We start from the raw sequence: 18,171 nt of genomic DNA, 5'->3' as shown, positions 1-18,171 counted from the left end.
ATTCCACCTACATCCGGTAACGCACTGCACACCATTAATGGGACCAGCGGCGTGGCAGTCGCCCAGGAGACCTGGTGCCCCTACTCCAGCGGAGGCGTGGCGGTGAGCACCTCTTCGAGCGTGGTGAGCCCTTCGGCCACCCGCAGCGCACCGGCCAGGCGCAGCGGGCGCATGCCGTCCTGCACGGCCTGGCGGCGCAGCATGTCGATGGAAGGCGCCTGGTTGATCTTTTCCTTCAGGGCCTCGCTCACCGTGAGCAGCTCGTAAAGGCCCATGCGCCCGCGGAAGCCGCTCATGCGGCAATCCACGCAGCCCACGGGCTTGTAGGGCTGGTAGCCGCCGCTGAGCTTCCAGGGCTTGACGGCGCCCATCAGGACTTCGCGGTCCGTCGTATCGTCCTTTTGCTTGCACTGCTTGCACAGCGTGCGCACCAGTCGCTGGGCGAGCACCCCCAGGATGGTGGCGTTGAGCAGGTACGGCGGCACACCCAGCTCCATCAGCCGCGTGATGGCCGAGGGCGCGTCGTTGGTGTGCAGCGTGGAGAACACCAGGTGACCGGTGAGCGCCGCCTGCACCGCCATTTCGGCCGTCTCCAGATCGCGGATTTCGCCCACCATGATGATGTCCGGGTCCTGGCGCATCAGGGCGCGCAGTCCTTCGGCGAAGTTGAAGTCGAGCTGCGGCTGCACCTGGGTCTGGTTGAAACTGGGCTCGATCATTTCGATCGGGTCCTCCACCGTGCTGACGTTGACTTCTTCGGTGGCCACGCGCTTGAGCGTGGAGTACAGCGTGGTGGTCTTGCCCGAGCCGGTGGGCCCGGTCACCAAGATAATGCCGTGCGGTCGCTTGACCAGGTCCTCCCACCGCTGGGCGTCGTGCGGCGCAAAACCCAGTGCGTCCAGGTCCTTGACCGCGTTGTCGGGGTCGAAGATCCGCATGACCATCTTTTCGCCAAACGCGGTGGGCAGCGTCGACAGGCGCATTTCCACTTCGTCGCCGCGCTGGTTGCGCGTCTTGATGCGGCCATCCTGCGGGCGGCGCTTTTCCACCACGTCGATGCGGCCCAGCAGCTTGATGCGCGAGATCATGGCGTTGTGCACGCCCATGGGCATCTGGTAGACGGGGTGCAGCACGCCGTCGATGCGAAAGCGGATCACGCCCTGCTCGCGGCGGGGCTCCAGGTGGATGTCGCTGGCGCGCTGGTCGAACGCGTACTGCCAGAGCCAGTCCACCACCTTGACCACGCCCTGGTCGTTGGCATCGAGCTGCTTGTTGCTCTTGCCCAGCTCGACCAGTTGCTCGAAGCTGCTGCCGCCGCCGGCCCCGCCAGCCTTCTGGGCTGCGCGCACGGACTTGGCCAGTGCAAAAAACTCGGCGGTGAACCGATGGATGTCGGCAGGGTTGGACACCACCCGGCGCACCGTCCGCCGCGACTGGCGCTCCACCTCGGCCACCCAGTCGTCAATGAAGGGCTCGGCCGTGGCCACCACCACTTCCTTGGATGTCACCTGAACCGGCAGCACCTTGTGGCGTTCGGCATAGGTCGCGCTCATGGTGTCGGCCACGCGGCCCACGTCCACCTTGAGCGGGTCGATGCGCAGATAGGGCAGCCCGGCACGCCGCGCCAGGTATTCGGACAGCGCCTCGATGTCGAGCGGCTTGCCGTCTGACGCACGTTCCATGGCCACGTTGGCCAGGCGCACCAGCGCATGCTGGGAGCTCTCGGCCTGCGAGCAGCGGGCGATGGTGCGCTGGGCTTCCTCGCGGGTGATGACCTTGTCCTCACTCAGCCACTGCACCATGCGCCGCCAATCCAGGGGGCCGACGTAGGGCGCTGCGGCTGCGCGCTCGGTGGAAACTTCTGCAACCTTCGTCATCGGAGACCTTTCAGTGTGCGTACACGTTCTCAGCGCCATCTACGCTGTCTGCGCTGCTCGCGCTCTGCCATGCCCTGCATGAACGCCGCGCCGTTCAGCCCGCCACGGGTTTGAAAGCCCGCAGCCATTTCGTCGTCGGCAGGTCCCAGCGCGCCTGGATGGCCTCGGCCCGCAAGGCCAGTTCGGTGCGTTTGGGGCGCGTCGGGGTGCGCTGGGCCAGCACCACGGTGTTGCCCTCACGCGTCGGCTTGAAGGACCACAGCGCGTCTTCGCCGAAGGCCTGCGCCATGCTCTGCAGGCTGCGGTCGTAGCTGAAGGCACGGCCAAACAGGTTGACGGTCATGCTGCCAGTATCCGTCAGCAGTGCGCGGCAGTCGGCATAGAAGTCCGGACTGTCGAGCACTGGCGCTGCCGCATCGTGGTCATACAGGTCCACCGCCAGCGCATCCACGGTGCCCAGCCACATCGGGTTGCGGATTTCCTGGGCCGCATCGGCCAGCACCACGCGCAGCTTGGGGCCGTCGGGCGGCAGCTTGAACCACTGCCGGCACACCGCCACCACCTGGGGGTTGAGCTCGATGGCCGTGCTGCAGATGCGCAGCTTCTTGTGGCAAAACTTGGTGATGGCTCCCGCGCCCAGGCCCAGTTGCATGGCGTGCCCCTTGGAGACCTGCGCAGGGTCGGCAAACAACAGCCAGGCCATCATGCGCTGCACGTACTCCAGCTCCAGCACGAACGGCTCGGCCACGCGCATGGAGCCCTGGATCCAGGGCGTGCCCAGGTGAAGGTGCCGCACCTCGCCGTCGTCGGAGACGCTGACTTCGGGCAGTTCGGGGGTCGTATTCTTTTTTCGCGTCATTCGGATGGGGTGGAAGGCAGTCAAAGCAGTCCGTGGGCAGCCATCAGCTCGCCCCAGGCCGCCAATTTTCGGTCAAAGCTCCAGGAGGCATTGGCGGGGCTGGTCGAGGGCAGCCGCACGGCGTCTATCCGGGTCGGGTGCGCCGATTCCAGGCTGGCCAGCGCTGCGGGCGCGTGCCGAAAGCTCTCGGCACCGTTGTGGGCCAGCGCGGCCAGACGCGGGCAGTGTCCGTGCAGGCGCGCAAAGTCGTTCACCTGGGCGTTGCGGATGGCGGTGTCCAGGCTGCCTTCGCGCTCGCAGCTTTCATACACATCCCACAGCCCCAGCCGGCGCGCCAGCAGCCATTCGCAGCGCCGCGCATAGTGGTCATCAGCCCCGGCAGGCGGCAGCGGATGCTGGGGCCACAGCGCCTGCAGAATCTTCCAGAAATGGTTTTGCGGGTGGGCGTAATACTGGCGAAGCCGCAGTGAGGCCGCGCCTGGAAAGCTGCCCAGTACCAGCACCACGGTCTCGGCAGACGCCACGGGCGGCAGTCCCTGCCACCGGGTGGCGGCCAGGGATGGTGCGGGGCTGGGCGCGGGGACGAGAGGCATGGACTGATTCTGGCCGAAACCGCAACAGCGCTTTGCGCGCCCACAAAAAAAGATAGCTGCAAACCGAGCGCCACGTTGCGCAAAACTCCTCAGTGGCTCCTTGTTTCAGGGGTAGACAACGGCAGCCTGCCACCGGGCTGGCAGCAGGTCTCCGTCATCAAGCGCCTGCCCTCGGCACGCAGGCGCTACCGCACCAGCGCCGCCAGCCGGGGCAGCGCTGCCAGCGCGTTGCGTGTGGTGGCCGCGGCCAGTGCCTGCACGGGCTGGCCCCGCAGTTGCGCCAGCACCTCGGCGATGCGCGGCAGCTCTGCAGGAGCATTGCGGCCCTGGGGCTGGCCTTCGGCACGCTGTGCAGCCGTGGTGTAGAGCCAGTGCGGCTGGATGTCCGGCGCGTCGGTCTCCAGCACCAGCACGTCCTCGGGCAACTCGGTGGCCAGGCGGCGCAGCTGCAGGGCGCGGTCATAGGTCATGGCGCCCCCGAAGCCCAGTTTGAACCCCATCCCGATGAAAGCGTCGGCCTGCTGTTGGCTGCCGTTGAAGGCATGCGCGATGCCGCCGCAAACCGGCAGCTCGCGCAGGCCTTTGAGGAGCTTGTCGGCCGATCGGCGCACATGCAAGATCACCGGCAGGTCGAATTGGCGCGCCAATTGCAATTGGGCCCGGTAAAACCGCTCCTGCCGCACCGGGTCCAGCCCGCTCACAAAATAATCCAGCCCGATCTCACCAATGGCGACCAGGCGCGGGTCGGCGTGGTGCTGCGTTAGCTCAGCCTCAAGGAGCTCCAGGTCGCCGTCGTCGGCACGACCGGTGTACAGCGGGTGGATGCCCAGCGCGTAGCTGTCCCCATGGTGGTGCGCCAGCTCCCGCACGGTGGCCCAGTTGCTGCGCTCCACCGCCGGGATCACGCAGTGCGCCACGCCCTGTGCGCGGGCAGTTGCGCGGACCGCATCGCGGTCAGGGTCGAATTCCGGGGCGTCCAGGTGGCAGTGGGTGTCGATCCAGACAGTCATCCGGGCATGATGCCCCAAGAACCAGGGCCCCGGCTTCGTAGCCAGCCAACGGTGCACGAAACCTTGGATGTGCATCTGGCATCGATACGTGCTAACGTCAAAACCATGCGCTTTTTTGCGGCGCAGTAGAAAAGGTGACAGGATGCCTCGGCCCGCCCTCTACAGCAGCTCCCGCCCGGCCCGCCGCCCTCTGGACGGGGCCGCGGCGGCACCCTCCGACAGATCCTCCTCTGCACCGGTGGATTCTGCGGCGCCTGGCGCGCTGCCGCAGGGGGACGATGGCGCCTCTGCGACCATCCCACCCACGCCCGCCGCTTCGGCCGTGGCGCTGTCGCGGCGCCACCTGCACAGCCTGTGGGCCGTGATCGCGCTGCTCTCGGCCTTGCTCGCCGTCAGCCTGTGGGTGCAGCAGCGCCCTGCCCCGCACAGGATCACCCAGGAAGACATCGACGCCGCCGTGCTGCGCACGCTGGAGACCACCACCCCGCCCTCGGCCGCCGCACGCGCGGTGGAGGCCATTGCGCCATCGGTGGTGCGCGTGGTGGGCTACAGCCGCAGCAAAAACGGCAAGGAAGAGATCGAGCGCGGTGTGGGCACGGGCGTCGTCATCGTCGACAAGGGCGTCATCCTGACCAACCTGCACGTGGTGGCGGGCGCTGACCGCATTGCCATCACCTTCCACGACGGCCTGGAGACCACGGCCAGCATCACCGGCGCGCAGCCTGAAAACGATCTGGCCGTGCTGCAGGCGCACAAGGTTCCCGACGACCTCGAAGCCGCGCCCCTGCGCTCCACGCAAGACCTGCGCCCCGGCGACCATGTGGTGGCCGTGGGTTTTCCGTTCGGCATCGGACCGTCGGCCTCGGCCGGCGTGGTGTCGGGTCTCAAGCGCGAATTCACCTCGCCTGAAGGCAAACGCCAGCTCAGCAACCTGATCCAGTTCGACGCTGCCGCCAATCCGGGCAACTCCGGCGGGCCGCTGGTCACGCTCGACGGCGAGGTCGTGGGCATCGTCACCGCCATCCTGAACCCGACCTCCGCGCGCACCTTCATCGGCATCGGTTTTGCCGTGCCCATTGAGAACGCTGCTGCTGCCGTGGGCATGCCGCCGTTCTAGCTGGGGGTTGGGCGACTCTCCGCATCTTCGACCACTGACAAGGAAAGACATCCATGGAATCCACAGCGAACACCGCCACCCTGATGGAGCAGGTGCTCTACGAAGTCAAGCGCGTGGTGGTCGGGCAGGACCGCTTTCTCGAACGCGTGATGGTGGCCATGCTCGCCCAGGGCCATCTGCTGGTCGAAGGCGTGCCGGGACTGGCCAAGACGCTCACGGTGAAGACGCTGGCCAGCACCATCCAGGGCAGCTTCAAGCGCATTCAGTTCACGCCCGACCTGGTGCCTGCCGACCTCGTGGGCACCCGCATGTACAACCAGAAGACCGGCGAATTCAGCACCGCGCTGGGCCCCGTGTTCACCCACCTGCTGCTGGCCGATGAAATCAACCGCGCGCCCGCCAAGGTGCAGAGCGCGCTGCTGGAGGTGATGCAGGAGCGCCAGGTCACCATTGCCGGCGAGACACACAAGGTGCCGGAGCCCTTCCTGGTGATGGCCACGCAGAACCCCATCGAGACAGAAGGCACCTACGCACTGCCCGAAGCGCAGGTGGACCGCTTCATGATGAAGGTGCTGCTCGACTACCCGACGGAGGAGGAAGAGTTCGTCATCGCCCAGCGCGCACTGGACCTGCCCGTGCAGGTGCTGCCCGTGGCCACCACAGCCCAGCTGGCGGCGCTGCAGGCCGAATGCCGCACCGTGTATGTGGACCCATCCATGCTGCAGTACGCCGTGAAGCTCGTGGCCGCCACCCGCGTGCCTTCCCGCCATGGCCTGAAAGACCTGGCGGCCTACATCAGCTGCGGTGCCAGCCCCCGCGCCACCATCGCCCTGGCCGAAGGCGCGCAGGCCCTGGCCATGCTGCGCGGCCGCAACTACGTGCTGCCCGAAGACATGACCGACCTGGCCGCCGACGTGCTGCGCCACCGCGTGGCGCTGTCGTACGAAGCACTGTCCGAAGGGCTTGACGCCGACGCGCTGATCCAGCGCATCATGGCCAAGATCCCGGCGCCTGCGCGCCCCCTGCACCACGAGCAAAAAGCCGCCTGAGCTCCACCATGGCCAAAACGCCGCCCGACACCTCTTCCGCAACGGTGCATGCGCTGCCGACCCAGCCGGGGCAGGCCGACCGCCTGCTGCGCGAGCTGGAGTGGAAGGTCATCCGGCGGCTCGACGGCCTGCTGCAGGGCGACTACCGCACCCTGATGCGCGGCAGCGGCCTGGACCTGGCCGACCTGCGCGAATACCAGCCTCACGACGATGTGCGCCACATCGACTGGAACGTGACGGCGCGCCTGAACCTGCCCCACGTGCGCGTGTTTACCGAAGACCGCGAGATGACCGCCTGGTTCCTGCTGGACCTGAGCCCCTCCATCAGCTTCGGCCCCGAAGGCCACTCCAAGCGGGACATCCTCACCGGCTTCGTGGCGGTGCTCTCGCGCCTGCTCACCCGCCACGGCAACCGGGTGGGCGCCATGCTGTATGGCGGCGCCAGCGGCCAGGCCGAACGCGCGGTGGATGCCACGCTGCCGCCGCGCAGCAGCCGCGCACATGTGCTGCATCTGGTCCATCGGTTATTGGCACCTGCAACGACATCTTCAACACCGCGCGCCAACGGCTCCACGAGAGCGAAAGGCGCAATGGGCGCAAAGGGCGCAATCGCTGCCACCGAACTGCACCGGCTGCTGCACGCCGGGCTGTCCAACCTGCGCCGGCGCTCCACCGTGTTCGTCGTGTCCGACTTCATCAGCGCACCCGGCTGGGAAAAGCCCCTGGCACAACTCGCACAGCGGCACGACGTCGTGGCCGTGCGCCTGCTCGACCCGCTGGAGATGGAGCTGCCCGACGTCGGCCTGATCACCCTGCGCGATGCCGAAACCGGCGAGCAGCTGCAGGTGGACACGCACGACGCGGCCTTTCGCCGCCGCTTTGCCAACCTGGCTGCCGAACGCGAGGCGGTGCTGCGCGAAGGCCTGGCGCGCGCCGGTGCCGACACGCTCGAGCTGTGCACCGACGATGACCTGGTCGATGCGCTGCTGCGCTTCATGGACATGCGCCAGCGCCGCGTGCGCACGCCGCGCAGCGTGTCATCGTCGTCGCCTTCACCATCATCGCCCTCGGCCCTGGGGGCAGGTGTGCCTGCCGCCGCCTGACCCAAGCCGCCATCAAGGACCTGCACCATGGTTTTTCTCTGGCCCACCCTGCTCTGGCTGTTGCTGGTTGCGCCCCTCTTGGTGCTGCTGTACTGGTGGCTGCTGCACCGGCGCAAGAAGACCGCGCTGAGCTACTCCAGCCTGTCGCTGGTGCGCGAAGCCATGGGCCCGGGCCAGCGTCTGCGCCGCCACATTCCGCCGGCCCTCTTTCTGCTGGCACTGATTGCGCTGCTGATCGCCGCCGCACGGCCCATGGCCGTCATCACCCTGCCCTCGCAGAACCAGACCATCATGCTGGCCATGGACGTGTCGGGCAGCATGCGCGCCTCCGACGTGGAGCCCGACCGCATCACCGCCGCACAGAACGCAGCCAAAGCCTTCATTGCCGAACTGCCCCGGCACGTGCGCGTGGGCATCGTGGCATTTGCCGGCAGCGCCCAACTGGCCCAGTTGCCTACGCAAAGCCGCGAAGACCTGGTCAAGGCCATCGACAGCTTTCAACTGCAGCGCGGCACGGCCACGGGCAACGGCATCATGCTGTCGCTGGCCACGCTGTTCCCGGACGCAGGCATCGACATCTCCGCCCTGGGCGGCCGCCAGGCCATGCGCCCCAAGCCCATCGACGAGATCGGCAAGCAGGACCCGGCCAAGCCCTTCACGCCCGTGGCACCCGGCTCGTACAACTCGGCCGCCATCATCATGCTGACCGACGGCCAGCGCACCACCGGCGTGGACCCGCTCGAAGCCGCCAAGTGGGCCGCCGACCGCGGCGTGCGCGTGTACACGGTGGGGGTGGGCACGGTGCAGGGCGAGACCATCGGGTTCGAAGGCTGGTCGATGCGCGTGCGGCTCGACGAAGAAACCCTGAAAGCCGTGGCCACGCGCACCAATGCGGAGTACTTCCACGCAGCGACCGCTGCGGATTTGAAGAAGGTGTATGAGACGCTGAGCTCGCGCCTGACGGTCGAGAAAAAGGAGACGGAGGTATCGTCTCTGCTGGCGCTGGTGGGGGCCGTACTGGCTTTGCTGGCGGCAGGGTTGTCGGTGTGGTGGTACGGGCGGATTTTGTGACCCAATTTCGGCAGGTACCGCTTGATTGACCTGCGCTGGATGCTATTTTTTTTGAAGCACCCACACGGCGCGCGTTTGACTAGACTCTAAAACTGAGGGCTGAGGACTCGCATGACATGGGGAAAAGGCAACCACCCTGTGCTGCATGCGCCCTTCTCTTTTCGCTCCCTAACTTCGATTGCCTGGCATCGGCAATCCGCCTCCCAACTGGAGGCCGCCATCGACTGCTCATCGACCCCGGCCCCTGCCGCCCTATTACCCCAAAACCCCCGACACCAGCCTCACCACCCGCCCACAGCGCGCGGCCAGCGACTCGTCGTGGGTGACCATCACAAACGCGGTCCCATGGTCGCGTGCGAGCTGCAGCATCAGCTCGAACACGCCATCGGCGGTCGACCTGTCGAGGTTGCCTGTGGGCTCGTCGGCCAGCACGCAGGCGGGCCGGGTGACCAGGGCCCGCGCGATGGCGACACGCTGGCGCTCGCCGCCGGAGAGTTCGGCCGGGCGGTGGTGCACACGGTCCTTGAGGCCCACCGACGCGAGCACCTGGGCGGCCTGCTCGTGGGCCTGGGCGTCGGGCATGCGGCGGATGCGCAGGGGCATGGCCACGTTGTCCAGCGCGCTGAACTCGGGCAGCAGGTGGTGGAACTGGTAGATGAAGCCCAGGTGCTGATTGCGCAGCTGGCCCTGGCGCTCGGCCGACAGCGACGACATCGCCTCGCCCTTCAGGCGCACGCTGCCCGCGGTGGGCGCGTCAAGGCCGCCCAGCAAATGCAGCAAGGTGCTCTTGCCCGAGCCCGATGCGCCGACGATGGCCACGGTCTCGCCCGCGCGGATCTGCAGGTCGACGCCCTTGAGCACGGTCACGTCGAGCCGGCCTTCGGTGAAGCGCTTGGTCAGGCCCTTGGCTTCCAGAACCACGGCGCCCGCAGCAGGGGCGGCGTGGCCGTTGTCGTTGTTGTTGTTCTTGTCACTCATAGCGCAGCGCCTCGGCAGGGTTCACACGGCTGGCGCGCCAGCTGGGGTACAGGGTGGCCACGAAGGCCAGCACCAGGGAGATGAGCCCGATGGGCACGATGTCGCTGCTTTGCGGCTCGCTGGGCATCTTGCTGATGAGGTAGATGTCCTTGGGCAAAAAGCTCGCGTTCAGGGCCTTTTCGATGGCCGGGACGATCACGTCGATGTTGAAGGCGATACCCAGGCCGAGCAGCAGGCCCACCGCAGTGCCGATCACGCCGACCATGGCGCCCTGCACCACGAAGATGCCCATGATGCTTTTGGGACTGGCGCCCAGGGTGCGCAGGATGGCGATGTCGGCGCGCTTGTCGGTCACTGTCATCACCAGGGTGGAGACCAGGTTGAACGCAGCCACCGCCACGATGAGCGTGAGGATGATGAACATCATGCGCTTTTCAAGCTGCACGGCGGCGAACCAGGTGCGGTTTTGCTGTGTCCAGTCGCGCACCAGCAGCATGCCGCTCAGGCTGTTGGCCAGTTGCTGCGCCACTTCGCGGGCCTGGTGCAGGTCCTTGAGCTTCAGGCGCACGCCGGTGGGGCCTTCCAGCCGGAAGATGCGTTGTGCGTCCTCGTGGTGCAGCAGCACCAGGGCCGAGTCGTATTCGTAATGGCCCGAGTCGAACGTGCCCGCCACCGTCATCTGCTTGAGGCGCGGCACCACGCCCGCCGGGGTGACCTGCCCTGCGGGGGCGATCAGCGTGACCACATCGCCAGCGCGCACACCCAGGGCACGGGCCAGCTCGCCGCCCAGCACCACCCGGAATTCTCCGGGCACGAGCAGGTTGAGCGTCTTTTCATTGGTGGCCGCCAGGTCGGTCACCGCGCCTTCCAGCGCCGGGTCGATGCCCCGCACCAGCGCGCCCTTCATGTCCTCGCCGCGCGCCAGCAGCGCCTGGGCCGAGACGAACGGCGCGGCGCCCACCACATTGGGGTTTTTCTTGGCCTCGGCCAGCGTGAGCGCCAGGTCGGGCAGCGCGGCCCCCTGGGGCGCAAAGATCTCGATGTGCGAGACCACGCTGAGCATGCGGTCGCGCACTTCCTTCTGAAAGCCGTTCATCACCGACAGCACGATGATGAGGGCGGCCACCCCGAGCGCGATGCCCAGCATGGACACGCCCGAGATGAACGAGATGAAGCCGTTGCGCCGGGTGGCGCGGCCGGCGCGGGTGTAGCGCCAGCCCAGGGCCAGTTCGTAGGGGATTTTCATGGATCAAAAAGAAGAGGCCCCGGCAGCGCGGAATGTCTGGTCGGGGCGGGGCAGATTGTGGCATCCCGGACAATAGGGGGATGTCGGACACCACCCATTTGCTCATTCCCTATGCCGCAAGCGCTTCCGAGGGATGCCAGCAAGCCCTGCAGGACCTGGCCCTGCCCCACCTGGACAGGCTCCTGGCCCGGCTCAGCCCCCTCCCCGCATTGAGCGACAACGGCGAAGACACCAGCTTTTCCACGCCCCATGAACGCGCCCTGGCGCGCGACCTGGGCCTGCCCGCTCAGGACGGGCGCATCCCCTGGGCCGCCTGGTACCGCCACCAGCAGGGCCTGGCCGCCGACGGACAGGCGTGGGCGTTCTTCACGCCCTGCCAGTGGCAGGTCACCACCGACCACGTCACCCTGCGCGACCCTGAAACGCTGGGCCTGGACGAGGCGGCGTCGCGCGCGCTGCTGGCCATCGTCTCGCCCTGGTTTGCCGAAGACGGCATCACGCTGCATTACGACCAGCCCACACGCTGGCTGGCCGGCGGCGCGCTGTTTGCGCAGCTCGCCACCGCATCGCTCGAGCGTGTGCTGCTGCGCGATGTGCGCGCCTGGATGCCCGATGCCCGGGCCGAGCCCGCCGCCCGCACCCTGCACCGGCTGCACAGCGAGATGCAGATGCTGCTGTACACCCACGCCTTCAACGACGAGCGCACGGCGCACGGGCTGCCGGTGGTCAACTCGTTCTGGGTGCATGGCGCCGGCCTGCTGCCAGAGGCTTTGCCCCCGGCCGCATCCAAGGCCGTGACACCCACCCACCCCACCACCTTGCGCGACGCCGCATTGCGCGACGATTGGCGTGCCTGGCGCGCGGCGTGGACCGCACTCGACGCAGGCCCTGTGGCCGACCTGCTGCGCCAGGCCGAGGCCGGCACCGCTGTGCAACTCACGCTGTGCGGCGAGCGCAACGCCCTGGCCTTTCATTCCGCACCGCGCACGCTCACCCAGCGCATTCAAGGCTTTTTCAAGCCCTCCCGCTTTATGGACCTGCGCAACCAGCTATGAAAATAATAGCAAGAGACATCCCCCCCCGTGCCGCCTGGGCGCTGGAGCAGGCCGGCGTGCACCCGCTGCTGGCCCGCCTGTACGCAGCGCGTGGCGTGCGGGCCAAGGACGAGCTGGACGACGGCCTGGCCCGGCTGCTGCCGCCCAGCGGCGAACACGGGCTCAAGGGCATTGGCGACGCCGCCCGTCTGCTGGCCGACGCCATGGCGCAGAACCGGCGCCTGGTAATCGTGGCCGACTACGACTGCGACGGCGCCACCGCCTGCGCCGTGGGTGTGCGCGGCCTGCGCATGCTGGGCGCGCAGCAGGTGGACTACCTGGTGCCCGACCGGGTGACGGACGGCTACGGCCTCACGCCCAGCATTGCGCGCCGCGTGAAGGAGCGCGGGGCCGATGTGCTGATCACCGTGGACAACGGCATCGCCAGCGTGGACGGCGTGGCCGAGGCCAAGGCGCTGGGCCTGACCGTGGTGGTCACCGACCACCACCTGCCGGGCCCCGCGCTGCCGGCGGCCGACGCCATCGTCAACCCCAACCAGCCCGGCTGCACGTTCGAGAGCAAGTCCATGGCTGGCGTGGGCGTGATGTTCTACGTGCTGCTGGCGCTGCGGGCCGAGTTGCGTGCGCGCGGTGTTTTTGATGCAGCCACTCAACCCAAGCTGGACCCATTGCTCACGCTGGTCGCGCTGGGCACCGTGGCCGACGTCGTCCGGCTCGACGCCAACAACCGCCGCCTGGTCGCGCAGGGCCTGAAGCGCATCCGCGCAGGCCAGATGCCCGCCGGGGTGGCCGCGCTGTTCCACGCCGCGGGCCGCAAGGCACCCGTGGCCACCACGTTCGACTTCGGCTTTGCACTGGGGCCGCGCATCAACGCCGCAGGCCGCTTGGCCGACATGACGCTGGGCATCGAATGCCTGCTGACCGACGACGGGGGCCGCGCCGCCGAGCTGGCCGCCACGCTCGACGGCATCAACCGCGAGCGCCGCGAGATCGAAGGCGGCATGCGCGAGCAGGCGATGCTGATGGCCGAGAGCCTGTTCGATGACAGCGAGGAGCCGCCGCCCGCCATCAGCGTGTTCGACCCCGATTTTCACGAAGGCGTGGTGGGTATCGTGGCCAGCCGCATCAAGGACAAGCTGCACCGCCCCACGTTCGTGTTTGCCGCCAGCAGCGCGCCGGGAAAATCGCACGAGCTCAAGGGCTCGGGCCGCTCCATCCCAGGCTTTCACCTGCGCGACGCGCTGGACCTGGTGGCCAAGCGCCATCCGGGCGTGATCCTCAAGTTCGGCGGCCACGCCATGGCGGCGGGCTGCACGGTGGATGCGGACTCGTTCGACACCTTCGAGCAGGCACTGGCCCAGGTGGCACAAGAGTGGCTGGATGCCTCCACCCTCACCCGCCGCATCGAGACGGACGGCCCGCTGTCGGCGGAATACTGCCGCGCCGACATGGTGGACACGCTGCACCGCGAGGTCTGGGGCCAGGGCTTCCTGCCACCCACGTTCAGCGAAGAAGTGCAGATCGTGAGCCAGCGCCTGGTGGGCGAGGCCAAGAACCATTTGTCGATCAAGCTCATGCACCAGGGCAACCCCATCGACGCGATATGGTTTGGCCACACCGAGCAGTTGCCGGCGCGGGTGCTGCTGGCGTTTCGGCTGGATGTGAACGAGTGGAAGGGCGAGCGCCGGGTGCAGTTTTTGGTGGAAGGCGCTGAAGTTCAGTGACATCCCCCTGAGGCGCTTTGCGCCATCCCCCTTCTCTCGAATCGCTGCGCGATTCGGGAAGGGGGACGCAGCCGGCGCGGCGGGGCGGCCCTTGCGCGGCTGCCGCTGGCTTGGGGCAGCGACAGTTGCAAGGGCTGGTGCCGGTATCCGCAATTCAGGCCTGCAGCGGACCTTGGCTGCGCTGGCGCATTACGGTGACCTGCTCGCCGCCCACGCCCCAGTTGGCTGGGTCGACCTCATCGATGATGACGGTCACGGTCTCGGGTTTTTTGTCCAGCACTTCCTGCAGAAGACGGGTGACGCCCGCGATCAGGGCGGCCTTCTGGGCGGATGTGGTGGGGATGTCGCGTTGGGCGAGGCGGATGTTGACCAGGGGCATGCGCAGATCCTTTTTTCAGTGATGTACCAAAGCAAAAGGCAGCCAAGGCTGCCTTTGTTTTTTTCGTCTGTGTGTTCTTGAAGCTCGCGCAAACATTCGGAGCTTGGGACGTTTTAGAAGCTTTCCCAGTCGTCATCTCCGCCCTGGGCCGTAGCACGGGGTGCGGGCGACGGGGCTGGCGCGTGCGGGGCTGTCGGGAGTGCGGCGGGAGCGGCGGACGATGCAAGCCGGGGCGCGGCTGGGGCCTTGGCGTTCGCGCTGGCAGGCTTGGACGGTGCGGCGACGCGTGCGGCAGGCGCGGCGGCCTTGACCGCGGCGGCAGGCCTGGGCGCGGCGGGTGCGGGGCGTGGTGCCGGGGCGGGGGCCTGCACTGCCGTGGCACCCACGTTGAACACCGACACCACCTCGGCCAATCGCTGTGCCTGGTCGCGCATCGAGGTGGCTGCGGCTGTCGATTCCTCCACCAGCGCTGCGTTCTGCTGCGTCATCTGGTCGAGGTGCGTCACTGCCTGGTTCACCTGCGCGATGCCGTCGCGTTGCTCGGTGGACGATGCGGTGATCTCGCCGATCAGATCGCTCACGCGCTGCACGCTCGCCACGATCTCCTGCATGGTCTGCCCGGCCTGGGCCACCTGGGCCGAGCCCGATTCCACGTTCTGCACCGAAGCGCCGATGAGCGCCTTGATCTCCTTGGCCGCTTCCGCGCTGCGCCCGGCCAGGCTGCGCACTTCGCTGGCCACCACGGCAAAGCCACGGCCTTGCTCGCCGGCCCGCGCTGCTTCCACTGCGGCGTTCAGTGCCAGGATGTTGGTCTGGAAGGCGATGCCGTCGATCACGCCGATGATGTCGTTGATCTTTTTGCTGCTGTCGGTGATCTGCTGCATGCTGGTCACCACCTGGCCCACCACTTCGCCGCCGCGCGCTGCGGCCTGGGCTGCGGTGCTGGCCAGTTGGTTGGCTTGGCGGGCGGTGTCGGCCGACTGGCTCACGGTGGCGGTCAGTTGCTCCATGCTGGCCGCAGTCTCTTCCAGGTTGGAGGCCGTCTGCTCGGTGCGGGCCGACAAATCGTGGTTGCCGTTGGCGATCTCGACCGATGCCGAGGAGACCGAATTCACCCCCGTGCGCACCTCGCCCACCACGCCGCGCAGGCGCTCGGACATGGACGACAGCGCGCGCAGCATGTGGCCGAACTCGTCCTTGCGGGTGGACTGGATCTCGCGCGTCAGGTCGCCCGCCGCGATGGCGTCGATGTTCTCGACCGCCTGGTTCAGCGGCACGGTGATGGAGTGCACCAGTTTCCACGCGAGGAACAGGCCCACGGCCATCAGCACGAGCGAGGTGACGATGCCCCAGATGGCGTACTCCACGCGGCGCGCGGTGGCGTCGGCGCGGATGGCATCGCGGCGCTTTTCCAGCGTGGCCACGAAGTCGTCCTGGGCCTTGAGGTACTTGGTGACCAGGGGCGCGAACTCGTCGTCCGCAAACTTCTGGGTCGCCACAGCATCGCCTGCGCCCTTGAGTTCCCAGGTCTTGGCGGTGGCGGCCAGCACGGCCTTGCGCGCGTCCAGCACCTTGTCGAGCGACGCCTTTTCTTCCGGCGCGGTGGCCGAGGCAACGATGGACTCCTGCACCTTGTTGATGGAGCCGATGATCTCTTTGACCTTGGCGCCGTATTGCTCGGCCAGCACCGCGTCGGTGGTGACCGCGCCGCCCATGACCATGGTGACCGCGGTTTCGGTGGAGCCCCGCCAGCGCACCGCCGACGAAATGCGTGCCTCGATCTCCACCACCGAATCAATGGCGGCAGACATGGACGTGTTGGCCCGGTTCTGCGCAAAGCCCGAGAGCAGCAGCATGCCGATCATCAGGCCCAGAAATGCGCCCCACAGCTTGCGGGAGACGCGGATATTGTCGAATTGCATGGTTTTTCCCTGGTGGATCTGTTGTGTGTTCATGCAAGGCAAGGCTCGCCCGGAAACATTCGATTACATCAGCAACAGCCCATAGCCTACGCCAGCCAGGCACCCTCTTGCGCCAGCCATTCACCGGGAAAAACCCGCATTCAGAAACCCTAAAAACTGCAGAGGCCCACGGGCCGCGGCCCCGCGTTGCACGCGGCTAACCAAGCCTGCAGGTAGCAGCGTGCGGTCAGAATTCAGATGAAAAATGCCGCTACCGCACGGCTAGTATGCGCTAGCAGCTATCAATTCGGGAGCGGCCAAGGCCGCCACCCAGGATCAGGCGCCCTGTCAGAAGCTTTCCCAGTCATCGTCGCTGCCTCCTGCTGTCGCACGGGGTGCCGGTGCGTTGGATGGGGCCGCAGCCGCGGTGGCGGTCCCTGCGGCCTTGGATGCCGCGGCGGGCTTGGAAGACGCCAGCCGCGGCGCTGCCGGGGCCTTGGTGGCGGGGGGCCGGGCGGTAGAGGCGGACGCGGCAGGTTTGGCTCCGGTGCCTGCTACGCGGGGCGTGGCTGCAGAGACCGGCCGGGGTGCTGCCGCAGGGGCGGGCCGGGAGGACTGGGGTGACGGGGCGGGCGCACGCACAGCCACAGCCCCCACGTTGAACACCGACACCACTTCGGCCAGGCGCTGCGCCTGGTCGCGCATCGAGGTGGCTGCGGCTGTCGATTCCTCCACCAGCGCCGCGTTCTGCTGCGTCATCTGGTCGAGGTGCGTCACTGCCTGGTTCACCTGCGCAATGCCGTCGCGTTGCTCGGTGGACGATGCGGTGATTTCGCCGATCAGATCGCTCACGCGCTGCACGCTGGCCACGATCTCCTGCATGGTCTGCCCGGCCTGTGCCACCTGGGCCGAGCCCGATTCGACGTTTTGCACCGAGGCACCGATCAGCGCCTTAATTTCCTTGGCGGCTTCGGCACTGCGCCCGGCCAGGCTGCGCACTTCACTGGCCACCACGGCAAAGCCGCGGCCTTGCTCGCCAGCACGGGCGGCTTCCACCGCCGCGTTCAGCGCCAGGATGTTGGTCTGGAAGGCGATGCCGTCGATCACTCCGATGATGTCGTTGATCTTTTTGCTGCTGTCGGTGATCTGCTGCATGCTGGTCACCACTTGGCCCACCACTTCGCCGCCGCGCGCTGCAGCCTGGGCTGCGGTGCTGGCCAGCTGGTTGGCCTGGCGGGCGGTGTCGGCCGACTGGCTCACCGTGGCGGTCAGTTGCTCCATGCTGGCCGCGGTCTCTTCCAGGTTGGAGGCGGTCTGTTCGGTCCGTGCCGACAGGTCGTGGTTGCCATTGGCGATCTCCACCGATGCCGAGGAGACCGAGTTCACGCCCGTGCGCACCTCGCCCACCACGCCGCGCAAGCGGTCTGACATGGCCGACAGCGCGCGGGTGAGCGTGCCGAGCTCGTCCTTGCGGTCGTCGTGGATGTTCTGGGTCAGGTCGCCCGCCGAGATCGCCTCGGCCAGCAGCACGGCACGGTCCAGCGGCCGCGTGACGGAGCGCACCAGGAGCGATGCCATCAGCATGCCCAGCAGCACCACGCCCACCGCCGCCGTGAGTCCGATCACCACCAGATTGCCACGTGTGTCGCGGGCGGCCTTCACGGCCTCGTCGCGCTGCAGTTGCTGCGCGGCCACGAATTTGTCGATGGACTCCAGGTACGCCACGGCCTTGGGCCGGTAGGTGCTGGCCAGGTACGCCTGTTTGGCGGCGGCATCGCCCGCGTCGGTCAGCTCCTTGAGCTTGTCGGTTTGGCCCCGGATGTCCGCGCGCGCGGCGGCCACGTTGGCCAATGCGGCCTTGTCCGCTGCGGACACCGAGGTCTTGCCAATCTGCTCCTGCACTGGCGTGATGCGCGCCGTCAGCGCCGCCACGCGCGCATCGAAATCGGCTTTGAGGGCCTGGTCGGTGGTGACGAAGCTGGCCATCGACATGGTCACCGCCACCTCGGCCAGGCCCCGCCAGGTCACGGCGGTGGTGATCGCTTCCTCGTATTTGTCGACCGACTGCTCGGTGGCGGCGGAGACCTGTCGGCCGTACCACTGGGTCCACAGGGTGGTCACCAGCATCAGTGCCAGCAGACCGAGAACAACGCTCCACATCTTGTGGGCCACGCGCAGGTCGTTGAATTTCATGCTCGCTCCTTGGCGC

General features: G+C 67.6%; 15 protein-coding genes. 6 read left to right on the top strand and 9 right to left on the bottom strand.

Features of this window, described 5'->3' with window-relative positions:
• Positions 1-80: 80 nt before the first annotated feature.
• The 4 genes from ASF16_RS01685 to ASF16_RS01670 form a co-directional block, all read right to left on the bottom strand.
• Positions 81-1,877, bottom strand: a complete 1,797-nt coding sequence (locus ASF16_RS01685; protein ID WP_056161790.1) for a GspE/PulE family protein — start codon at positions 1,875-1,877, stop codon at positions 81-83.
• A gap of 94 nt (positions 1,878-1,971) precedes the next feature.
• Positions 1,972-2,736, bottom strand: coding sequence for a hypothetical protein (locus tag ASF16_RS01680; protein WP_056161787.1), 765 nt, complete (start codon positions 2,734-2,736; stop codon positions 1,972-1,974).
• Between the two features lie 20 nt (positions 2,737-2,756).
• The gene (locus ASF16_RS01675) at positions 2,757-3,329 is read right to left on the bottom strand and encodes a DNA-deoxyinosine glycosylase (RefSeq protein ID WP_056161785.1); all 573 of its coding nucleotides are present in this window, start codon (positions 3,327-3,329) and stop codon (positions 2,757-2,759) included.
• Between the two features lie 185 nt (positions 3,330-3,514).
• Positions 3,515-4,339, bottom strand: a complete 825-nt coding sequence (locus ASF16_RS01670) for a TatD family hydrolase (RefSeq protein WP_056161783.1) — start codon at positions 4,337-4,339, stop codon at positions 3,515-3,517.
• Between the two features lie 142 nt (positions 4,340-4,481).
• Between ASF16_RS01670 and ASF16_RS01665 the strand changes: the two genes are divergently transcribed.
• Genes ASF16_RS01665 through ASF16_RS01650 form a run of 4 tightly spaced genes read left to right on the top strand, consistent with a single transcriptional unit; the run spans position 4,482 to position 8,679 of the window.
• Positions 4,482-5,456 carry a S1C family serine protease gene (locus ASF16_RS01665; protein ID WP_056161781.1) on the top strand — a complete coding sequence of 325 codons (975 nt, stop codon included), beginning with the start codon at positions 4,482-4,484 and terminating at the stop codon, positions 5,454-5,456.
• 53 nt (positions 5,457-5,509) lie between these two features.
• Complete coding sequence (locus ASF16_RS01660) at positions 5,510-6,505, top strand: MoxR family ATPase (RefSeq protein ID WP_056161779.1); 996 nt, start codon at positions 5,510-5,512, stop codon at positions 6,503-6,505.
• 8 nt (positions 6,506-6,513) lie between these two features.
• Positions 6,514-7,608, top strand: a complete 1,095-nt coding sequence (locus tag ASF16_RS01655) for a DUF58 domain-containing protein (RefSeq protein WP_056161778.1) — start codon at positions 6,514-6,516, stop codon at positions 7,606-7,608.
• A 27-nt stretch (positions 7,609-7,635) separates the two neighbouring features.
• Positions 7,636-8,679: a VWA domain-containing protein gene (locus ASF16_RS01650; protein WP_056161776.1), complete on the top strand. Its 1,044-nt coding sequence runs from the start codon at positions 7,636-7,638 to the stop codon at positions 8,677-8,679.
• Positions 8,680-8,934: 255 nt separating this feature from the next.
• Here ASF16_RS01650 and lolD read toward each other — a convergent pair whose 3' ends face one another.
• Complete coding sequence (lolD, locus tag ASF16_RS01645) at positions 8,935-9,657, bottom strand: lipoprotein-releasing ABC transporter ATP-binding protein LolD (RefSeq protein WP_056161774.1); 723 nt, start codon at positions 9,655-9,657, stop codon at positions 8,935-8,937.
• Positions 9,650-10,903: a lipoprotein-releasing ABC transporter permease subunit gene (locus tag ASF16_RS01640; RefSeq protein WP_056161772.1), complete on the bottom strand. Its 1,254-nt coding sequence runs from the start codon at positions 10,901-10,903 to the stop codon at positions 9,650-9,652. Before ASF16_RS01640 ends, lolD begins: the two co-directional genes overlap by 8 nt.
• Before the next feature lie 80 nt (positions 10,904-10,983).
• Here ASF16_RS01640 and ASF16_RS01635 point away from each other — a divergent pair, with 80 nt between their 5' ends.
• Positions 10,984-11,958, top strand: coding sequence for a hypothetical protein (locus tag ASF16_RS01635; RefSeq protein ID WP_056161770.1), 975 nt, complete (start codon positions 10,984-10,986; stop codon positions 11,956-11,958).
• Entirely contained in the window at positions 11,955-13,682 is a 1,728-nt protein-coding gene (recJ, locus tag ASF16_RS01630; protein WP_056161768.1) for a single-stranded-DNA-specific exonuclease RecJ, read from the top strand. Before ASF16_RS01635 ends, recJ begins: the two co-directional genes overlap by 4 nt.
• A gap of 154 nt (positions 13,683-13,836) precedes the next feature.
• On the opposite strand, the gene ASF16_RS01625 is transcribed toward recJ, so the two are convergent.
• The 3 genes from ASF16_RS01625 to ASF16_RS01615 all read right to left on the bottom strand — a co-directional run bounded on the left by ASF16_RS01625 (position 13,837) and on the right by ASF16_RS01615 (position 18,155).
• Positions 13,837-14,061 (bottom strand): 4-oxalocrotonate tautomerase family protein, encoded by a 225-nt coding sequence (locus tag ASF16_RS01625; protein ID WP_056161766.1) that lies wholly within the window; start codon positions 14,059-14,061, stop codon positions 13,837-13,839.
• 113 nt (positions 14,062-14,174) lie between these two features.
• Positions 14,175-15,983 (bottom strand): methyl-accepting chemotaxis protein, encoded by a 1,809-nt coding sequence (locus ASF16_RS01620; protein WP_056162562.1) that lies wholly within the window; start codon positions 15,981-15,983, stop codon positions 14,175-14,177.
• Between the two features lie 327 nt (positions 15,984-16,310).
• Positions 16,311-18,155 (bottom strand): methyl-accepting chemotaxis protein, encoded by a 1,845-nt coding sequence (locus tag ASF16_RS01615; RefSeq protein WP_056161765.1) that lies wholly within the window; start codon positions 18,153-18,155, stop codon positions 16,311-16,313.
• Between the last annotated feature and the right edge of the window lie 16 nt (positions 18,156-18,171).

This window comes from Acidovorax sp. Leaf78 (assembly GCF_001422735.1).
Classification (GTDB): Bacteria; Pseudomonadota; Gammaproteobacteria; order Burkholderiales; family Burkholderiaceae_C; genus Acidovorax.
Note: the sequence above shows the minus strand (reverse complement) of the source record. Positions and strands in the feature narration are given on the sequence as shown.